General features: G+C 66.2%; 18 protein-coding genes. 10 read left to right on the forward strand and 8 right to left on the reverse strand.

Annotated elements, in window-relative coordinates; all coding sequences use genetic code 11:
- Nucleotides 1–86 precede the first annotated feature (86 nt).
- The gene (locus tag ACO6VM_RS03700; protein WP_422402775.1) at nt 87–1,520 is read left to right on the forward strand and encodes a PLP-dependent aminotransferase family protein; all 1,434 of its coding nucleotides are present in this window, start codon (nt 87–89) and stop codon (nt 1,518–1,520) included.
- Here the strand turns inward: ACO6VM_RS03700 and ACO6VM_RS03705 are convergent.
- Together ACO6VM_RS03705 and ACO6VM_RS03710 are read right to left on the reverse strand one after the other, a co-directional pair.
- Nucleotides 1,513–2,706 (reverse strand): cyanate transporter, encoded by a 1,194-nt coding sequence (locus tag ACO6VM_RS03705; protein ID WP_422402776.1) that lies wholly within the window; start codon nt 2,704–2,706, stop codon nt 1,513–1,515. The two genes, ACO6VM_RS03700 and ACO6VM_RS03705, sit on opposite strands and share 8 nt — an antisense overlap.
- Nucleotides 2,703–3,161, reverse strand: coding sequence for a nucleoside deaminase (locus ACO6VM_RS03710; protein ID WP_125463881.1), 459 nt, complete (start codon nt 3,159–3,161; stop codon nt 2,703–2,705). The genes ACO6VM_RS03705 and ACO6VM_RS03710 overlap by 4 nt, the downstream gene beginning before the upstream one ends.
- A 195-nt stretch (nt 3,162–3,356) precedes the next feature.
- On the opposite strand from ACO6VM_RS03710, the gene ACO6VM_RS03715 reads away from it, so the two are divergent.
- Nucleotides 3,357–3,794, forward strand: a complete 438-nt coding sequence (locus ACO6VM_RS03715; RefSeq protein WP_125463880.1) for a carboxymuconolactone decarboxylase family protein — start codon at nt 3,357–3,359, stop codon at nt 3,792–3,794.
- A 97-nt stretch (nt 3,795–3,891) separates the two neighbouring features.
- On the opposite strand, the gene ACO6VM_RS03720 is transcribed toward ACO6VM_RS03715, so the two are convergent.
- Entirely contained in the window at nt 3,892–4,902 is a 1,011-nt protein-coding gene (locus ACO6VM_RS03720) for an AraC family transcriptional regulator ligand-binding domain-containing protein (protein WP_422402777.1), read from the reverse strand.
- Between the two features lie 166 nt (nt 4,903–5,068).
- Between ACO6VM_RS03720 and ACO6VM_RS03725 the strand changes: the two genes are divergently transcribed.
- The 3 genes from ACO6VM_RS03725 to ACO6VM_RS03735 are packed head-to-tail and all read left to right on the forward strand — an operon-like array spanning nt 5,069 to nt 7,712.
- The gene (locus ACO6VM_RS03725) at nt 5,069–6,253 is read left to right on the forward strand and encodes an acetyl-CoA C-acyltransferase family protein (protein ID WP_422402778.1); all 1,185 of its coding nucleotides are present in this window, start codon (nt 5,069–5,071) and stop codon (nt 6,251–6,253) included.
- 12 nt (nt 6,254–6,265) lie between these two features.
- Nucleotides 6,266–7,114: a 3-hydroxybutyryl-CoA dehydrogenase gene (locus ACO6VM_RS03730; RefSeq protein WP_125858443.1), complete on the forward strand. Its 849-nt coding sequence runs from the start codon at nt 6,266–6,268 to the stop codon at nt 7,112–7,114.
- Between the two features lie 10 nt (nt 7,115–7,124).
- Entirely contained in the window at nt 7,125–7,712 is a 588-nt protein-coding gene (locus tag ACO6VM_RS03735; RefSeq protein ID WP_110995767.1) for a TetR/AcrR family transcriptional regulator, read from the forward strand.
- Here the strand turns inward: ACO6VM_RS03735 and ACO6VM_RS03740 are convergent.
- A complete protein-coding gene (locus tag ACO6VM_RS03740; protein WP_390968784.1) occupies nt 7,709–8,698 on the reverse strand; it encodes a bile acid:sodium symporter family protein in 990 nt (329 codons plus the stop codon). The genes ACO6VM_RS03735 and ACO6VM_RS03740 overlap by 4 nt on opposite strands.
- A gap of 133 nt (nt 8,699–8,831) precedes the next feature.
- Here ACO6VM_RS03740 and ampC point away from each other — a divergent pair, with 133 nt between their 5' ends.
- The 4 genes from ampC (at nt 8,832) to ACO6VM_RS03760 (ending at nt 11,757) form a co-directional block, all read left to right on the forward strand.
- Nucleotides 8,832–9,971, forward strand: coding sequence for a class C beta-lactamase (ampC, locus tag ACO6VM_RS03745; RefSeq protein ID WP_422402779.1), 1,140 nt, complete (start codon nt 8,832–8,834; stop codon nt 9,969–9,971).
- Between the two features lie 2 nt (nt 9,972–9,973).
- Nucleotides 9,974–10,597, forward strand: coding sequence for a glutathione S-transferase family protein (locus ACO6VM_RS03750; protein WP_401057426.1), 624 nt, complete (start codon nt 9,974–9,976; stop codon nt 10,595–10,597).
- A 308-nt stretch (nt 10,598–10,905) separates the two neighbouring features.
- Complete coding sequence (locus ACO6VM_RS03755; RefSeq protein ID WP_347149966.1) at nt 10,906–11,238, forward strand: hypothetical protein; 333 nt, start codon at nt 10,906–10,908, stop codon at nt 11,236–11,238.
- 96 nt (nt 11,239–11,334) lie between these two features.
- On the forward strand, nt 11,335–11,757 hold the full coding sequence (locus ACO6VM_RS03760; RefSeq protein WP_422402780.1) for a group II truncated hemoglobin: 423 nt from the start codon (nt 11,335–11,337) through the stop codon (nt 11,755–11,757).
- On the opposite strand, the gene ACO6VM_RS03765 is transcribed toward ACO6VM_RS03760, so the two are convergent.
- The 4 genes from ACO6VM_RS03765 to ACO6VM_RS03780 form a co-directional block, all read right to left on the reverse strand.
- A complete protein-coding gene (locus tag ACO6VM_RS03765; protein ID WP_347149968.1) occupies nt 11,748–12,053 on the reverse strand; it encodes a hypothetical protein in 306 nt (101 codons plus the stop codon). The two genes, ACO6VM_RS03760 and ACO6VM_RS03765, sit on opposite strands and share 10 nt — an antisense overlap.
- 140 nt (nt 12,054–12,193) lie before the next feature.
- A complete protein-coding gene (locus tag ACO6VM_RS03770) occupies nt 12,194–12,382 on the reverse strand; it encodes a hypothetical protein (RefSeq protein ID WP_422402781.1) in 189 nt (62 codons plus the stop codon).
- A 140-nt stretch (nt 12,383–12,522) separates the two neighbouring features.
- Nucleotides 12,523–12,843, reverse strand: a complete 321-nt coding sequence (locus tag ACO6VM_RS03775) for a YbjQ family protein (RefSeq protein ID WP_110995759.1) — start codon at nt 12,841–12,843, stop codon at nt 12,523–12,525.
- 219 nt (nt 12,844–13,062) lie between these two features.
- A complete protein-coding gene (locus ACO6VM_RS03780) occupies nt 13,063–13,947 on the reverse strand; it encodes an EamA family transporter (protein WP_390968776.1) in 885 nt (294 codons plus the stop codon).
- Nucleotides 13,948–14,209: 262 nt separating this feature from the next.
- Here ACO6VM_RS03780 and ACO6VM_RS03785 point away from each other — a divergent pair, with 262 nt between their 5' ends.
- A complete protein-coding gene (locus tag ACO6VM_RS03785; protein ID WP_422402782.1) occupies nt 14,210–15,607 on the forward strand; it encodes a purine-cytosine permease family protein in 1,398 nt (465 codons plus the stop codon).
- Nucleotides 15,608–15,740: the final 133 nt, after the last annotated feature.

A 15,740-nucleotide genomic window follows, 5' to 3' on the forward strand; every position in this document is an offset into this window, starting at 1 on the left:
AGCAAGGGCCGCCCGTTCGGCCCTCTTGCAGCTTGCCGCGCGAAGCCCGAAGCTTTGACACCCCTGCGCTTCGGACACAGCCCCCGATGGAACTGCACATCCGCCTCGAAGGCCGCAAAGGCCTTGCCGACCAGCTCTACCAGCAATTGCGCGCCGGCATCGACAGCGGCCACCTGGCTGCCGGCACCCAGCTGCCGCCAACGCGCCTGCTGGCCGAGCAACTGGGCGTATCACGCAAGACCGTGGCCGAAGCCTACTCGCGCCTGACCTACGACAACCTGCTCAGCGGCGTGGTCGGCCGCGGCACCTTCATCACCCCTCGCCAACCCGTACAAGCCGACGCCGCCGACGCCATCCCGCTGGCCGCTGCCGACGCCCTGGAGCGCTGGCGCCTGCGCGCCACGGTGCTGGGACGCCGTGCGCTGGATGCCCCCTCGCGCTATGACTTCATCGGTGGCGCCTCAAGCAAGGCGCAGTTCCCCTACGACCAGTGGCGCAGCTGCCTGCAATACGCCCTGCGGCGCAGCCAGCGGCACACCGAACGGCAGTTCTCGCCGCAGGGCTTGCCTGAGTTGCGCGAAGCCATCGCCCACCACATCGCGTTCGCCCGGGGCGTGCACTGCAGCGCCGCCGATGTGCTGGTGTGCAATGGTGCCCAGCAGGCCCTGGACCTGATCGCCCGGGTGCTGGTCGAGCCGGGCTGCAAGGTGGCCATGGAGGACCCCGGCTACCCACCGGCGCGGCAGCTGTTCCTGGCCCTCGGCGCACAGGTGCAGTCGGTGCCCGTGGACGATGAGGGGCTGTGCGTGGAACAGATCGAGGCCGGTACCCGGCTGATCTACGTCACCCCCTCGCACCAGTTCCCGCTGGGCATGCCCATGGGCGCACGGCGGCGCCAGGCGTTGCTGGCCCGGGCCGCCGCGCTGGGTGCACTGATCATCGAGGACGACTACGACTGCGAGTTCCGCTACCAGGGGCCGGCCGCCGAGGCCCTGCAGCGCCTGGACCGCCATGGGCTGGTGGCCTATGTCGGCACGTTCTCCAAGACCTTGCTGCCCGAGTTGCGCCTGGGCTATGCGGTGCTGCCACCGGCGGTGCTGCAGGCCGCCTGCGTGGCCAAGCACCTGACCGACTGGCACAGCCCGAGCCTGCAGCAATGGGCCCTGGCGCGCTTCATTGGCGAAGGCCACCTGAGCAAGCACATCCGGCGCTGCCACGAGGTCTACAGCGCCCGCCGCGAACGGATCCTGGCGCGCCTTGGCGGCGACCTGGCGACCTGGTTCGAGGCCGTGCCGGCCAGTGCCGGCTTCCACCTGAGCGCCTTGGCCAAGCCGGGGGTCGATATGGAGCTGCTGATCAACCTGGCGCGCAAGGTCGAGGTGGGGCTGTATTCGTTGGCGCCGTTCTTCAGCGAGGCCCCGGTACGCCCGGGGTTGCTGCTGGGCTTCGGCGCCATCGAACTGCTGGATATCGACCCGGCGCTGGACCGGGTCCGCGATACCCTGCAGCGTCTCAGCTGAGCGCTGCGGCGCCTGCCTGCCCTGGCCGGGCGATGGCCCGGGCATAGCCACCCGGGGCGAAGCACGCGGTGACCAGCAGCATGGCCAGCACGGTGCAGGTCAGCAGGGTCCAGGACGCCTGGAAGTCGCCGCTGACGTCGCGCAGCCAGCCGGTGATGTAGGGCACGATGCCGGTGACGATGAACCCCACGCCCTGGACGAAGGCTGCCAGGCTGCCGGCTTCGGCCGGCGTGCGCAGGTGTTCGAGGGTCAGCGTCAGGCTGAGGCTGAAGCACGCGCCCAGGCCCAGGCCGATCATCGCCACCCACAGGCCCATGGCGCTGGCCGGCGCCAGCAGCAGGCCGAGGAAGCCGCCCAGCTGGATCAGCAGCGCCAACCACAAGCCAGGCCGACGATCCGCCAGGCGGCGCAGCAGCAGCGGCAAGCCGAGGGCGCCGGTCACCTGGAAGATGGTCATCAACCCCACCAGCTCACCACCGCCCTGGGCCGTGCCGCCATGCTCCAGGTGATAGGCCGGCAGCCAGGCCACCATGCTGGTGTAGCCACCATTGATCAGGCCGAAGTACAGCGCCAGCATCCAGGCGCGGCGATTGCCGAACCAGTGCCCGCCCCCCGTGCCGGCCAGCCTGGGGGTGGCCTGGCGTGGTCGCAGGGCAACCCAGGCGACCACGGCCAGCAGCGCGGGCAAGGCCCAGACGCCCAGCCCCGCCTGCCAATGGCCAAAGTGCGCGGTGATCGAGGGGCCCAGCACCGCCGCCAGGCCGCCACCGGTCATCAGGGCCGCCGAATACAAGCCCATGGTCGCCGCCAGCCGCGTGGGGAACCAGCGGTTGACCAGCCCCGGCATCATGCCCTGCACCAGCGCCACACCCAGCCCGGCGACCACCGCACTGGCGATCAATGCCCAGGCGCTGTCCAGTTGCAGTCGCCACAGGCAGGCCAGGGCAATCGCCGCCAACCCGGCGAGCATGCCGCCATGCTCGCTCAGCCAGCGCCGCAGCCATGGCTGCAACAGCGGCACCAGCCCCATGCACAGCACCGGCAGCGCCGTCAGCAATGCCGCCTGCTGGTAGCCCAGGCCGGTACTCTGACGCATGGGCTCGAGCAGTGGCCCGATGCTGGTGAGGATCGGCCGCAGGTTGAGTGCCAGCAACACCACCAGCAACAGGTTCAGCGCGCCCCTCATGCCTGGCTGGCCTGCTGCCATTGGGCATACAGGCCCGCTTCGCCAGCGGGCTTGAGCGGGCGCAACGGCAAGCTTTGCTGCTGCGGCGGGCGGGCCATCTGCGCGTACACCGCGGCGGTGGACAGCCCGTAGGGCTCGCCCTCGTCGTTGCCATAGGCGAACCAGGCACGTTCCACACCGCACAGATGCATGGCCGCCAGGCACATCGGGCACGGGTGGCCACTGGCGTAGATCTCGGCACCGTCCAGGCGTGCCCGGCCCAAAGCCTGGGCGGCTTGGCGGATGGCCTGCATCTCGGCGTGGCTGGTCGGGTCCTGGGTGCTGTGGATCTCGTTGACGGCGCGGGCGATCACCTGGCCCTGGTACACCAGCACGGCACCGAACGGGCGGCCACCGGCCTGGATATTGGCGCGGGCCAGGTCGAGGGCCTCGCGCATGAAGTGTTCTCGGGACATGAATCGGTACTCCGCAATTGACCCGGCCATTATCCCGGCTTGGCCGCAGCGGTAGAAATGAAGAGATTGGATGCACCTCAGTGGCCAGGCGAATGGCGGATTGGCCTCCTGGCAAAGCGTGGGATTGGCTATTCGGCGCGCTGCCGGGCGGCGTTAAGGTGGCTACACGCCTCAACACCTTCCCGGAGAACCACCATGCACGAACGTATCGAATGGGCCAAAGCTGCCCCAGAAGCCTACAAAGCCATGGTCGGCCTCGAGCAGGCCCTGATCCAATCGGGGCTGGAGCATTCGCTGCTCGAACTGATCCGCCTGCGCGCCTCGCAGATCAACGGCTGCGCCTACTGCGTCAACCTGCACGCCAACGATGCGCGCAAGGCCGGCGAGACCGAAGCCCGCCTGCAGACCTTGAGCGTATGGCGTGAAACCCGTTATTTCACCCCGCGCGAGCGAGCCGCCCTGGCCTGGGTCGAGAGCCTGACCCGCCTGCCCGAGCATGGCGCGCCACAGGGTGAATACGAGGCGCTGCAGGAGCACTTCGAGCCCAAGGAAGTCGCCAACCTGACCCTGGCCATCGCCACCATCAATGCCTGGAACCGCTTTGGCGTGGGCTTTGCGATGGTGCCGGCCTGAGACTTAGCCGTACTCCCTTGTGCCGCAATAGGGCCGCGCAGCGGCCCCAGCGGGCTCGAATCAAACACAAATTCATGACATCTCAGCAGAGATGGCTCTAGACCACTCTAAGCCTGGCCCGGTAACTACCCGGGCTCTGCCCGGTCCACTTCTTGAACGCCCGGTGAAACGCGCTGGGCTCCTGGAAGCCGGTCTGTTCGGCAATCTCGGCAATGCTCAGGCAACCCTCGCGCAACAGCTCGAAGGCCATCGCCCGGCGCACTTCGTCCTTGATCTGCTGGTATGAACGCCCTTCGCGCTCCAACTGGCGGCGGAAGCTGCTGGCACTGACCTGTTGCCCCTCGGCCATGGCGTTGAGGGTTGGCCACTGCCCATAGTGGCGGGCGCGCAAGTGGCGGTACACCTCCGCCACCAGGCCGTTCTGATTGCGAAAGCGGATCACCAGCCCTTGGGGCGCACTGCGCAGGAACGTCTTCAGGGCAGGCAGATCCTGCATCACCGGCAAGCGCAACCAGGCGCTGTCGAACTCCACCTCGGTGCGGCCACTGCCCAGGCGCAGGTCCGGCCCCCACAGCAAGGCGTCGTCCTCCTGGGCCGGGCGCGTCAACGCAAGCTCGGTTCGGTCGATGGCGATGCGCCGCCCGGCCAGCCAGCACAGCAGGCCGACCACCAGCACCAGGTAGGTTTCCTCTGCGTACACCCGGGTCAGCGGGTCTTCGATGCTCGACTGCACGCTGATCACCGCACGCGCACCGCGCACCGTGACAGTGCCGCGCAGGTCACGCAAAAACAGCGCAAAACTACTCAGGCACTGGCGCAAGGCCTTGTCCAGGTTGGGCTCCTGGATCAACCCACGGCAGATCAGGGCGAAGCTGCCCAGCGGCATGCCGTGGCTGTCGAGATGAAAGAACTCATCGTTGAGCTCGTCGATCAACGCCAGCCATAACTGGGCGAAGGCCTTGGCCGACACCCGCGCCTGGGGCTGCGCCAACAACCCAGGCTCGATACCTACCGCGCGCAGGTGGGCATCGCGCGCCTGCGGGCGCTCTCGCAAGGCGTGCAGCATGGCGTTGAGAAAGTACACCGCGACCGTATCGCTATCGCGCATGGCTGAAGTTCGCTGTCTATGCTGAGTGGCAAAAAATGCCAGGTTGACTGAACAGATCCGGCATAGGCCGCCTTGAGGCCTTTGCCTAGACTCGATCCACCCTGAGGCGGCGCCATTCTCGCAGAGCCGGCCCCCGCCCCGCCATGTCTTTGCAAACGGAGCCTTTATGAGCAGCACAGAAATCTACGTTGTCAGCGCGGTGCGTTCGGCCATCGGCAGTTTTGGCGGTTCGCTCAAGGACCTGCCGCTGGCCGACCTGGCCACCCAGGTAACCCGCGCCGCCATCGAGCGCTCGGGTGTGAGCGCCGAGCAGATCGGCCACGTGGTGATGGGCACCGTGATCCCCACCGAACCCCGCGACGCCTACCTGAGCCGCCTGGCCTCGATGAATGCCGGCGTGCCCAAGGAAACCCCCGCCTTCAACGTCAACCGCCTGTGCGGCTCGGGCCTGCAGGCCATCGTCTCGGCCGCTCAGGGCCTGTTGCTGGGTGAAAGCGACATCGCCCTGGCCGTCGGCGCCGAATCCATGAGCCGCGGCCCGTACCTGCTGCCACAAGCCCGTTGGGGCGCGCGCATGGGTGACTTGCAGGGTATCGACTACATGGTCGGCATCCTCCAGGACCCATTCGAGCACTTCCACATGGGCATTACCGCCGAGAACGTCGCGGCGGCCCACGGCATCACCCGCGAAATGCAGGACGAAGTGGCCCTGACCAGCCAGCGCCGCGCCGCCCGCGCCATTGCCGAAGGCCGCTTCGACAGCCAGATCGTGCCGATCGAGATCAAGACCCGCAAAGGCAGCGTGCAGTTCAGCGTCGATGAGAACGTGCGTGGCGAAGCCAGTGCCGAGCAACTGGCCGGCATGAAGCCTGCATTCAAGAAAGACGGCAGCGTCACCGCCGGCAATGCCAGCAGCATCAACGACGGCGCCGCCGCCCTGGTGCTGGCCACCGGTGAGGCCGTGCAACGCCTGGGCCTGAAGCCGCTGGCACGCCTGGTGGCCTACGCCCATGCCGGCGTAGAGCCCGAGTTGATGGGCCTGGGCCCGATCCCGGCGACCAAGAAAGTGCTGGAAAAGGCCGGCCTGAACGTCGCCGACCTGGATGTGATCGAGTCCAACGAAGCCTTCGCTTCCCAGGCCTGCGCCGTATCCCGCGCCCTGGGCTTCGACCCGGAAAAGGTCAACCCCAACGGTTCGGGCATTTCCCTGGGCCACCCAGTGGGCGCCACCGGCGCGATCATCGCCACCAAGGCGATCCATGAACTGCAGCGTGTGCAGGGCCGCTACGCCTTGGCCACCATGTGCATCGGCGGCGGCCAGGGCATCGCCGTTGTCTTCGAACGCGTATAAGGAGCCGGCAACATGACTATCGAACAGATCGCCGTGATCGGCGCCGGCACCATGGGCAACGGCATCGCGCAGGTGTGCGCGGTGGCCGGCTACCAGGTGCTGCTGGTGGACGTGTCCGACGCCGCGCTGGAGCGTGGCGTGGCCACCCTGGGCAAGAACCTCGAGCGCCAGGTCAACAAGGGCACCCTGGATGCAGGCACCGCAGCGGCGGCGAAAACCCGCATCCGCACCAGCACCGACTACGCCCAGCTGGCCAGCGCGCAGCTGGTGATCGAGGCCGCCACCGAGAACCTGCAGCTCAAGCAACGCATCCTGCAGCAGGTGGCGGTCAACGTCGGCAATGACTGCCTGATCGCCACCAACACCTCGTCACTGTCGGTCACCCAACTGGCCGCCAGCATCGAGCACCCCGAGCGCTTCATCGGCGTGCACTTCTTCAACCCGGTGCCGATGATGGCCCTGGTCGAGATCATCCGTGGCCTGCAGACCAGCGACAGCACCTACGCCCAGGCGCTGCTGGTCACCGAAAAGCTCGGCAAGACCCCGATCACCGCCGGCAACCGGCCAGGCTTCGTGGTCAACCGCATCCTGGTGCCGATGATCAACGAGGCCATCTTCGTGCGCCAGGAAGGCCTGGCCAGTGCCGAGGACATCGACACCGGCATGCGCCTGGGCTGCAACCAGCCGATCGGCCCGCTGGCCCTGGCCGACCTGGTGGGCCTGGACACCCTGCTGGCGATCATGGAGGCCTTCCATGAGGGCTTCAACGACAGCAAGTACCGCCCTGCCCCGCTGCTCAAGGAAATGGTTGCCGCCGGCTATCTGGGCCGCAAGAGCGGTCGCGGCTTCTTCACCTACTAAGGAGCAGGCCATGCCCCCGGTCAACGCGGCAATGCGCTGTGCCAACTTCGAAGAGCGGCGTGACAGGGCCATGGCGCTGTTCGCCGAAAAGGGCTTCGGCCAGGTCAGCATGCGTGAGCTGGCGGCGCACGTGGGGCTGACCGCAGGCTCGTTGTACCACCACTTCCCCAGCAAGCAGGACCTGCTCTACGACCTGATCGAGGAGCTCTACGAAGAGCTCCAGGCCACCCTCGACCAGGGCCGCAGGGCCTTGGCCAAGGGCAAGCCGGTGCTGGCCTGCCTGATTGCCGCGCACTGGCAGCTGCATGGCGAACGTCCGTTGCAGTTCCGCCTGGCCGAGCGCGACTTCTGTTGCCTCAGCGAGGCACAGCAGGCGCGCCTGCTGCTGTTGCGCGAGCGCTATGAAGCCGGCCTGCTGCGCCTGATCGCCCCGCAAGCACGGCTCGAAGGCGCCGCCCTGGCCGCCACCGGGCATGTATTGGCGACCCTGCTCAACCAGCTGCCAGGCTGGTTGCGCGAACGCGACCTGGGCGAAGCGCAGGGCCTGGCGCTGATGGAGAGCCTGGTACTGGGCGGCATCGAGCGTACCCTCGGCTAGCCTGCGGTCGCCGCCTCACCCGCAGATTCCCGCGCGGCATAGCGCTGCGCCAGGACCGCGCAGACCATCAGCTGGATCTGGTGGAACAGCATCAATGGCAGGATCATCGCCCCGATGCCACTGCCCACGAACAAAACCTGGGCCATCGGCACGCCGGTGGCCAGGCTTTTCTTGGAGCCCGCGAACAGGATGGTGATGCGGTCTTCCACACTGAACCCCAGCACCCGCCCAAGCACGCGGGTGCCCAACAGCACCACCGCCAGCAGGATCCCGCACACGGCGAACAGCCCGGCCAGGTGTTGTGGCGACACGGTGTGCCACAGGCCGGTGACCACCGCTTCGCTGAACGCGGTGTAGACCACCAGCAGGATCGAGCCCTGGTCGACCAGCTTCAGCCAGCGCGCATTACGCTTGACCCAGTCACCGATCCAGCGCCGAGCAATCTGCCCGGCCACGAACGGCACCAACAGTTGCAAGGTGATCTTCAGAACGGCGTCCAGCCCCGAACCGGTATCGCCGGACGCACCAAGCAGCATCATGACCAGCAGCGGCGTCAGGAAGATGCCCAGCAGGCTCGATGCCGCGGCGCTGCAGATCGCCGCCGGCACGTTGCCACGGGCCAGCGAAGTGAAGGCGATGGCCGACTGCACCGTGGCCGGCAAGGCGCACAGGTACAGCACACCCAGGTACAGCTCATTGCCCACCAGCGGCACGAACAGCGGCTTGAACGCCATGCCCAGCAGCGGGAACAGCACGAACGTGCAGGAGAACACCAGCAGGTGCAGGCGCCAGTGACCGGCACCGGCGATGATCGCCTCCCGCGAAAGCTTGGCGCCATGCAGGAAGAACAACAGACCGATGGCCAGGTTGGTCAACCAGCCGAACATCAGCGCGCCCTCGCCGGAACAGGGCAGCACGGTGGCAATCAGCACCACCCCGAGCAAGGCCAGGGTGAAATTGTCGAACAGCATGCGCAGATACTTCATCACAGGTTCCGTCTTGTCATTGTGCAAGGCCAGACGATAAGGTTTCGGGCCTTGCGCCGCTAACGCTGGAACCCCTGCCAGTGTCGCGCAACGGACACCACCTCCCCGCCCCTGACAAGGACAGCCCTTTTCGATGATCCGCACCCACCGCGCACTGCTTACCGCCGCCCTGGCTCTCGTGGCACCACCGCTGCTGGCCGATGACCTGCAAAGCCAGGTCGATGGCATCATCCAGCCGCTGATGCGCGAGCAAGGCATCGCCGGCATGGCCGTGGCGGTCTACGCCAATGGCCAGTCGCATTACTTCAGCTATGGCTGGGCCAACAAGCACGACAAACAGCCCGTGACCCGCGACACCCTGTTCGAGATCGGCTCGCTGAGCAAGACCTTCACCGCCACCCTCGCCGCCCTGGCCAGCGCCGAAGGCAAGCTTGACCTCAACGCCCCCGCCAGCCGCTACCAGCCGGCCCTGGCCAATGCTCCGATCGGCAGCGCCAGCGTACTGGAGCTGGGCGCCTACAGCGGCGATTGCCTGCCGCTGCAGTTCCCGGACGAGGTGCAAACGCCCGAGCAGACCCTGGCCTGGTTGAAAAACTGGAAGCGCGTTGCCGAGCACGGCACCCAGCGCTGCTATTCGAACCCGAGCCTGGGCCTGTTCGGTGACCTCGCCGCCCGTTCGCAGCAGCGCCCTTTCGCCGAACTGATGACCCAGGGCCTGCTGCCACGCCTGGGCCTCAAGCACACCTATCTTGAGGTGCCGGCCAAGGAGCGCGGGCTCTACGCCCAGGGCTACGATGCTGCCAACAAGCCCGTGCGGGTGAATCCGGGCCCTTATGCCGACGAGGCCTACGGCATCAAGACCAGCGCCAGCGACCTGCTGCGTTACGTGCAGTTGCAGGTGCAGCCCGCCGAGCTGGACCCGGCCCTGCGCAAGGCCATCGCCATCACCCAGGGCGGCTACTTCCAGGTCGGCGCGATGACCCAGGGCCTGGGCTGGGAGCGCTACCCCTATCCGGTCACGCTCGACACCCTGCTGGCCGGCAACGGCGCGAAGATGATCCGCGAACCCCAGGCCACCCGTGCCTTGAGCCCATCAGCGCCTGCGGAACCTGCAGCCTGGTACAACAAGACCGGCGCTACCGGGGGCTTCGGTGCCTATGCTGCCTTCGTGCCCGCCAAGCAGATGGGCATCGTCCTGCTCGCCAACCGCAACTACCCCAACGAGGAACGCGTGCGCGCCGCGCAACGCATCCTGTCCAGCCTGGAGCAATGAGCATGTTGAAGATCCTTGGCAAAGCTTCGTCGATCAACGTTCGCAAGGTGCTGTGGACCTGCGCCGAACTCAACCTGCCGTACCAGCGCGAAGACTGGGGCAGCGGCTTCCAGGCCACCGACACGCCCGCGTTCCTGGCCCTGAACCCCAACGCCATGGTGCCCGTGATCGTCGATGGCGATTTCGTGCTGTGGGAGTCCAACAGCATCCTGCGCTACCTGGTCAACCAGTACGACGGCGGCCACCTGTACCCGTCGGCGCCACGCGCCCGGGCCGCCGTGGACCAGTGGCTGGACTGGCAGGCCACCGACCTCAACGACGCCTGGCGCTACCCGTTCATGTCGCTGGTGCGCCAGTCGCCAGCCCACCAGGACCCGGCACAGCTGGCCGCCAGCAGCGCGTTGTGGAACGCCCGGATGGGCCTGCTCGAGCAACGCCTGCAGGTCACCGGCGCCTACATCGCCGGTAGCGATTTCAGCCTGGCCGACGTGGTCATCGGCCTGTCGCTCAACCGCTGGCGCCGCACCCCGCTGGAGCACCCGCCGCTGCCGGCGCTGGAGGCCTACCATGCCCGGCTGCGGCAACGCCCGGGCTTCCTTGAACACGGCGATAACGGCTTGGTCTGACAGCAAATGCAGGATTGTCGGACAACATGTAGTGACTAAAAATATTCACTACAAACCTATTGACGCCCTTCCCGGGCCTTGGGCATGATGAGGCCGTCTCCCTGATCGGGAGCGGTGGCAAGGGTGTTCCAGACGGCTTGCGCGGTAACGCAGGCCGTCCGTGGAGAGGGAAACTGCCCAGAAGGCAGCGTGAGAAAGCCCCTGTTGCGATGCTGCTGTAGCAGCTTTGGTTAGTGCGCTACATGTTGTGGCGCCGAATGTGAACTTCACAACGAACTTCACCCAACGAATAGGGTAATGGGGGCTTTATGATGAACTTGAACAACAATCCAACCATCGACCAATTGGCCCAGCTGTTCGCCGCGCGCAAGGACAGCCTCGACGACCATCTGCTGTGGGTCAGCCAGTCCGGCGAAGTTCGCCTGGACCGCCTGCCGCCGAACACGGTCGAAAACGAATTCGAATCGCACATGCCCAGCATGCGCGCCCGCTTCAAGGTCTACCGCCGTGGCCAGGGCTACGTCGGCAAGAAGGCCGCCGCCGACACCGGTTTCGTCGGCCGCGTGCTGCAGACCCTGCAACAAGAATGGCCCGGCGCCCGCGAGCGCCAGGCAGTCAAGGTGATCGACACGCTGAACTGACACACCCCGTCGTCCACCACAGCTTGAGCCCGGCCCCGCAAGGCCGGGCTTTTTCATGCCTGCTAGAATGGCCGCTTCTGTGCAGCGGAGCATCTGATGAATACCCCAACCTACGGCACCGACGATGCCTCCTATCAGGCCGCCGGCGGCATCGATGGCCTGCGCCGGCTGGTCGACGATTTCTATCGGTTGATGGATGAGCGGCCGGATGCCGCGCCCCTGCGGCGCATGCACCCGCACGACCTGTCTGCGTCGCGCGACAAGCTGGCGTGCTTTCTCAGTGGCTGGCTGGGCGGGCCGCGCCTGTACAGCGAGCGCTACGGCTCGATCGCCATTCCGTCGTTCCACGCGCAATGGCCAATCGACGAAAGCCACAGCGCACAGTGGCTGGACTGCATGGCCAGGGCCATTGCCCTGCAACCCTGGCCCGTGGACTTTGCCGAATACCTGTTGCGCCAGCTACGGGTGCCCGCCGAACGTATCGTCCAGGCCAGCCGCAATCGCCACCCTCAGGCCTGAAGCCGGCGCGGCGCCGGCACGGGCAGCGGCAAGGCACCCGTAGCCAGGGCGCGGGCCCGATCCACACCCCACACCAGCGCGCGGGTCATGGTTTCGCCGGGGCGCGCCGGGTAGTACTCCTCCACCAGCGCCCTGCCACCCTGGGCATACACCCCAAGGAACATCTGCGTGGCGCCCAGGCGCGACAAACGCACCTGCACCTCGATGCAGGTGCCGTCGCTCAGCGCCTCGTCGTGGCTGCGGCTGTGCAACTGTGGGTCGGCCCACTGCCAGTAGGTTTCTTCCCTGATACGCATTGAATCGGTACTCCCTGAGTGAATCGCGCAAGCAAACCACAGCGGCCGGCCTGCGACGAGCCCGACCCTGCGTTGCCATGCGCAGGATCAATGAATGCAAAAAAAACCCCGCCGTTGGGCGGGGTGTTCGCTGCGCAGGTTCACTTTTTAGGCGGTAGCCGCGGGGTGAAGCGCCCCTTCTTGGCACGCTGCAGGTGCGCCGGTTGCAGCTGCTCCGACTCGTCCAGGGTCATGTTGGCGAAACCCAGCTGGAACGCCGCCTGGCCGCAACGCACCTGGTTGTTGATCGGAAATGAATCGTTCAAGTCTTCGAAGTAGGATTCGCTCATGCCCGTGACTCCCTCCAATGCTGACCGCGCCGACAAACAGCGTGTTTGCCCAAGTGAAGCGGCGGCCTGATGAAGTGAGACTAGCCGGTCATTTGCAGACCAGTCGGACAAAATCCCCTTGCCCGACCAATGGCACATTGCTATTTCAGGCGCACCGCCGTGCCGGTGGCGAACACCACGACCATGCCGCCCTGCACCGACGGCATGCTGATCTCGAAGTCCACGCCCAGCACTGCATCGGCCTGCAACTGCCGTGCCCGCGCCTGCAACTCCTCGGTGGCCTGCTCGCGGGCCAGCTTCAGTGCGCCTTCCAGGGTCTGCGAACGACCGCCGAAGACGTCGCGAAAGCGTGCGAAGAAATCACGCACGAAGTTGATCCCCTGCACCGATTCGGCGCTGACCACGCCGAGGTACTCGGCAACCGGACGGCCTTCGAGTTGGCTGGTGGTAGAGATGATCATGGGCTGCTCCGTTGACATGGCAAAAGAGGCCGAGTCTAACAGAGGGTGTGCGGCATCGCCGGCAAGCCGGCTCCTCACCTGGCTCGCACGGGCTCTGTAGGCGGCCTTGTGCCGCGAAAGGGCTGCGCAGCAGCCCCGCGATTTATATGTGAATGCAGAAATCTGGGGCCGCTTTGCGGCCCTTCCGCGGCACAAGGCCGCTCCTACAACGGGCGTGAACTACGCGCTGGCCGCCTTCAAGCGCTGCCCCAGCCGTGGCCCGAACACATTGATCAGCAACCCCAGCATCACCAGCAGGCCACCCCAGACCTGCATCTGGCTCAAGCGCTCGCCTAGCAGCAACGCCGAGGAACTCAGGCCGATCACCGGCACCAGCAGCGAGAACGGCGCCACCTTGCCCGCCGGGTGGCGCGACAGCAGCGTGCTCCACAGGCTGTAGCCGACCATGGTGGCGACGAACGCCAGGTAGGCCAGGGCCAACACCGAGCTCCAACTGATGTTGAGCAGTGCATGGGCGATCAGCTCCGGCCCTTCCAGCCACCACGACAGCGCCAGAAACGGCAGCGGCGGGATCAGCCCGCCCCAGATCACCAGCGCCACCAGGTCGACCTTGCCGAAGCGCCGGGTGATGATGTTGCCCATGCCCCACATGGCGCCGCCGCACAGGGTCAGCAGCAAGGCGATCAGCGGCACGTGGCTGCTGTGCTCGCTGCCGATCACCGCCAGCCCCCCGGCCGCCACCAGCAGCCCGAGCACACTGGCCAGGCGCAGCCGCTCACCGAGGAACAGCGCGGCGAAACCGAGGGTAAAGAACGCCTGCGATTGCAGCACCAGCGACGCCAGCCCCGGCGGCATGCCGCTGTACATGGCCTGGAACAGGAAGGCGAACTGCCCCAGGGAGATGGTCGCACCGTAGGCGATCAGCCAGCGCCACGGCAAATTCGGGCGCCGCACCAGCAACACCGCCGGAAACGCCACCAGCAGAAAGCGCAAGGCACCCAGCAGCATCGGCGGCAGGCCGTCGAGGCCGACTTTGATGACCACGAAATTGACGCCCCAGGCGATGATCACCACCAGGGCGATCAGCAGGTCCTTGAGTGGCATGGCACGCTTTCCTTCTGCAGGCTTGTTCTAGACATATTTCGTTACAGCATAAGGCGGTTGCAGGCCCAGGGACCAGCACAGTTGTGTACCGACCTTGCGTAACAGTGCGCTGTATCGGCTCCATGACAGTAGGAAAAATCGGCCGCAAGCTTCACTTGACCGGACTTGTATAGACATGCTCAGATCAAGCCTCGGCCATCCGCCCTGCGTCCTGCCGATAGCCGCCGCCCTTCACAAAAACAACGAAGCGGAGCACTCCCCGATGTCCAGCAAACCTGTGATCGAGCGGCGCTCGATCGACTACATCCCCGAAACCGAACGCCATGGACGCGTCTACAGCCAGTTCACCCTGTGGCTGGGTGCCAACCTGCAGATTACCGCGATCGTCACCGGCGCCCTGGCCGTGGTGCTCGGCGGCGATGTGTTCTGGTCGCTGATCGGCCTGTTCATCGGCCAACTGATCGGCGGCGCGGTGATGGCCCTGCATGCCGCCCAGGGCCCGCGCCTGGGGCTGCCGCAGATGATCTCCAGCCGCGTACAGTTCGGGGTCTACGGCGCAGCCATCCCCATGGTGCTGGTGTGCCTGATGTACATGGGCTTCACCGCCACCGGCACGGTGCTGTCCGGCCAGGCCATCGGCCAATTGCTCAGCGTCAGCGACAGCACCGGCATCCTGCTGTTCGCCGGGGTGATCGTGCTGGCGACCCTGGCCGGCTACCGGGTGATTCACTGGATCGGCCGCGTGGCCAGCGTGCTGGGGATCATCGCCTTCGTCTATCTGTTCAGCCGCATCCTGATGCTGGCCGACATCAGCGAGCTGCTCGCCAACCGCCATTTCAGCTGGGCGACCTTCCTGCTCGCAGTCTCCCTGGCGGCGTCCTGGCAGATCGCCTTCGGCCCCTATGTGGCCGACTATTCGCGCTACTTGCCCAGCAACACCTCGCCCATCAAGACGTTCCTCGCCGCAGGCCTGGGTTCGGTGATCGGCGCCCAGGCGTCGATGGTCCTGGGGGTGTTCGCTGTCGCCATCGCCGGCGGGCAGTTCTCCGGGCGTGAAGTGGCCTACATCGTCGGCCTGGGCGGCGCCGGCACCACGGCGGCGCTGCTGTACTTCTGCATCGCGTTCGGCAAGGTGACCATCTCTACGCTCAACAGCTACGGCAGCTTCATGTGCATCGCCACGATCATCAGCGGTTTTCGTGGCCACCTGTCGATCAGCCGCGCCCAACGGCTGGTGTTCGTGCTGGCTATCGTTGGGGCCGCCACGCTAGTCGCCCTGCTCGGCCAGCACTCGTTCCTCACGGCGTTCAAGTCGTTCATCCTGTTCCTGCTGACCTTCTTCGTGCCCTGGAGCGCGGTGAACCTGGTGGATTACTACTTCATCACCAAGGAGCGCTACGACATCCCGGCACTGGCCGACCCCAATGGCCGCTATGGCCGCTGGAACTGGCCGGGGATCGGCGTGTACACCTTCGGCGTGCTGGTGCAGATGCCGTTTATCGACACCAAGCTGTATACCGGGCCCATGATCGCGCATTTGGGCGGCGTGGATGTGTCCTGGCTGATCGGGCTGGTGGTGCCGAGTGTGCTGTATTACTGCGTTGCCCGGCGGCGGGCCAGCGAGGTGCCGTCGCACATCATCGTGCCTGAGGCACATTGATTTGGCGGGAAGCTTGGTGAGGGCCACCAAGGGCTCGCCGATGTTTTTGCAGCGCCTATGAGATCGAGCGCCGCGCGGGCGGCGCTCGATCTCCTCGGAGATGGAAATCCCCCAGAAGGAAGACGAGGGAAGC

The sequence above is a fragment of the Pseudomonas sp. GZD-209 genome (assembly GCF_049310485.1).
GTDB lineage: Bacteria > Pseudomonadota > Gammaproteobacteria > Pseudomonadales > Pseudomonadaceae > Aquipseudomonas > Aquipseudomonas sichuanensis.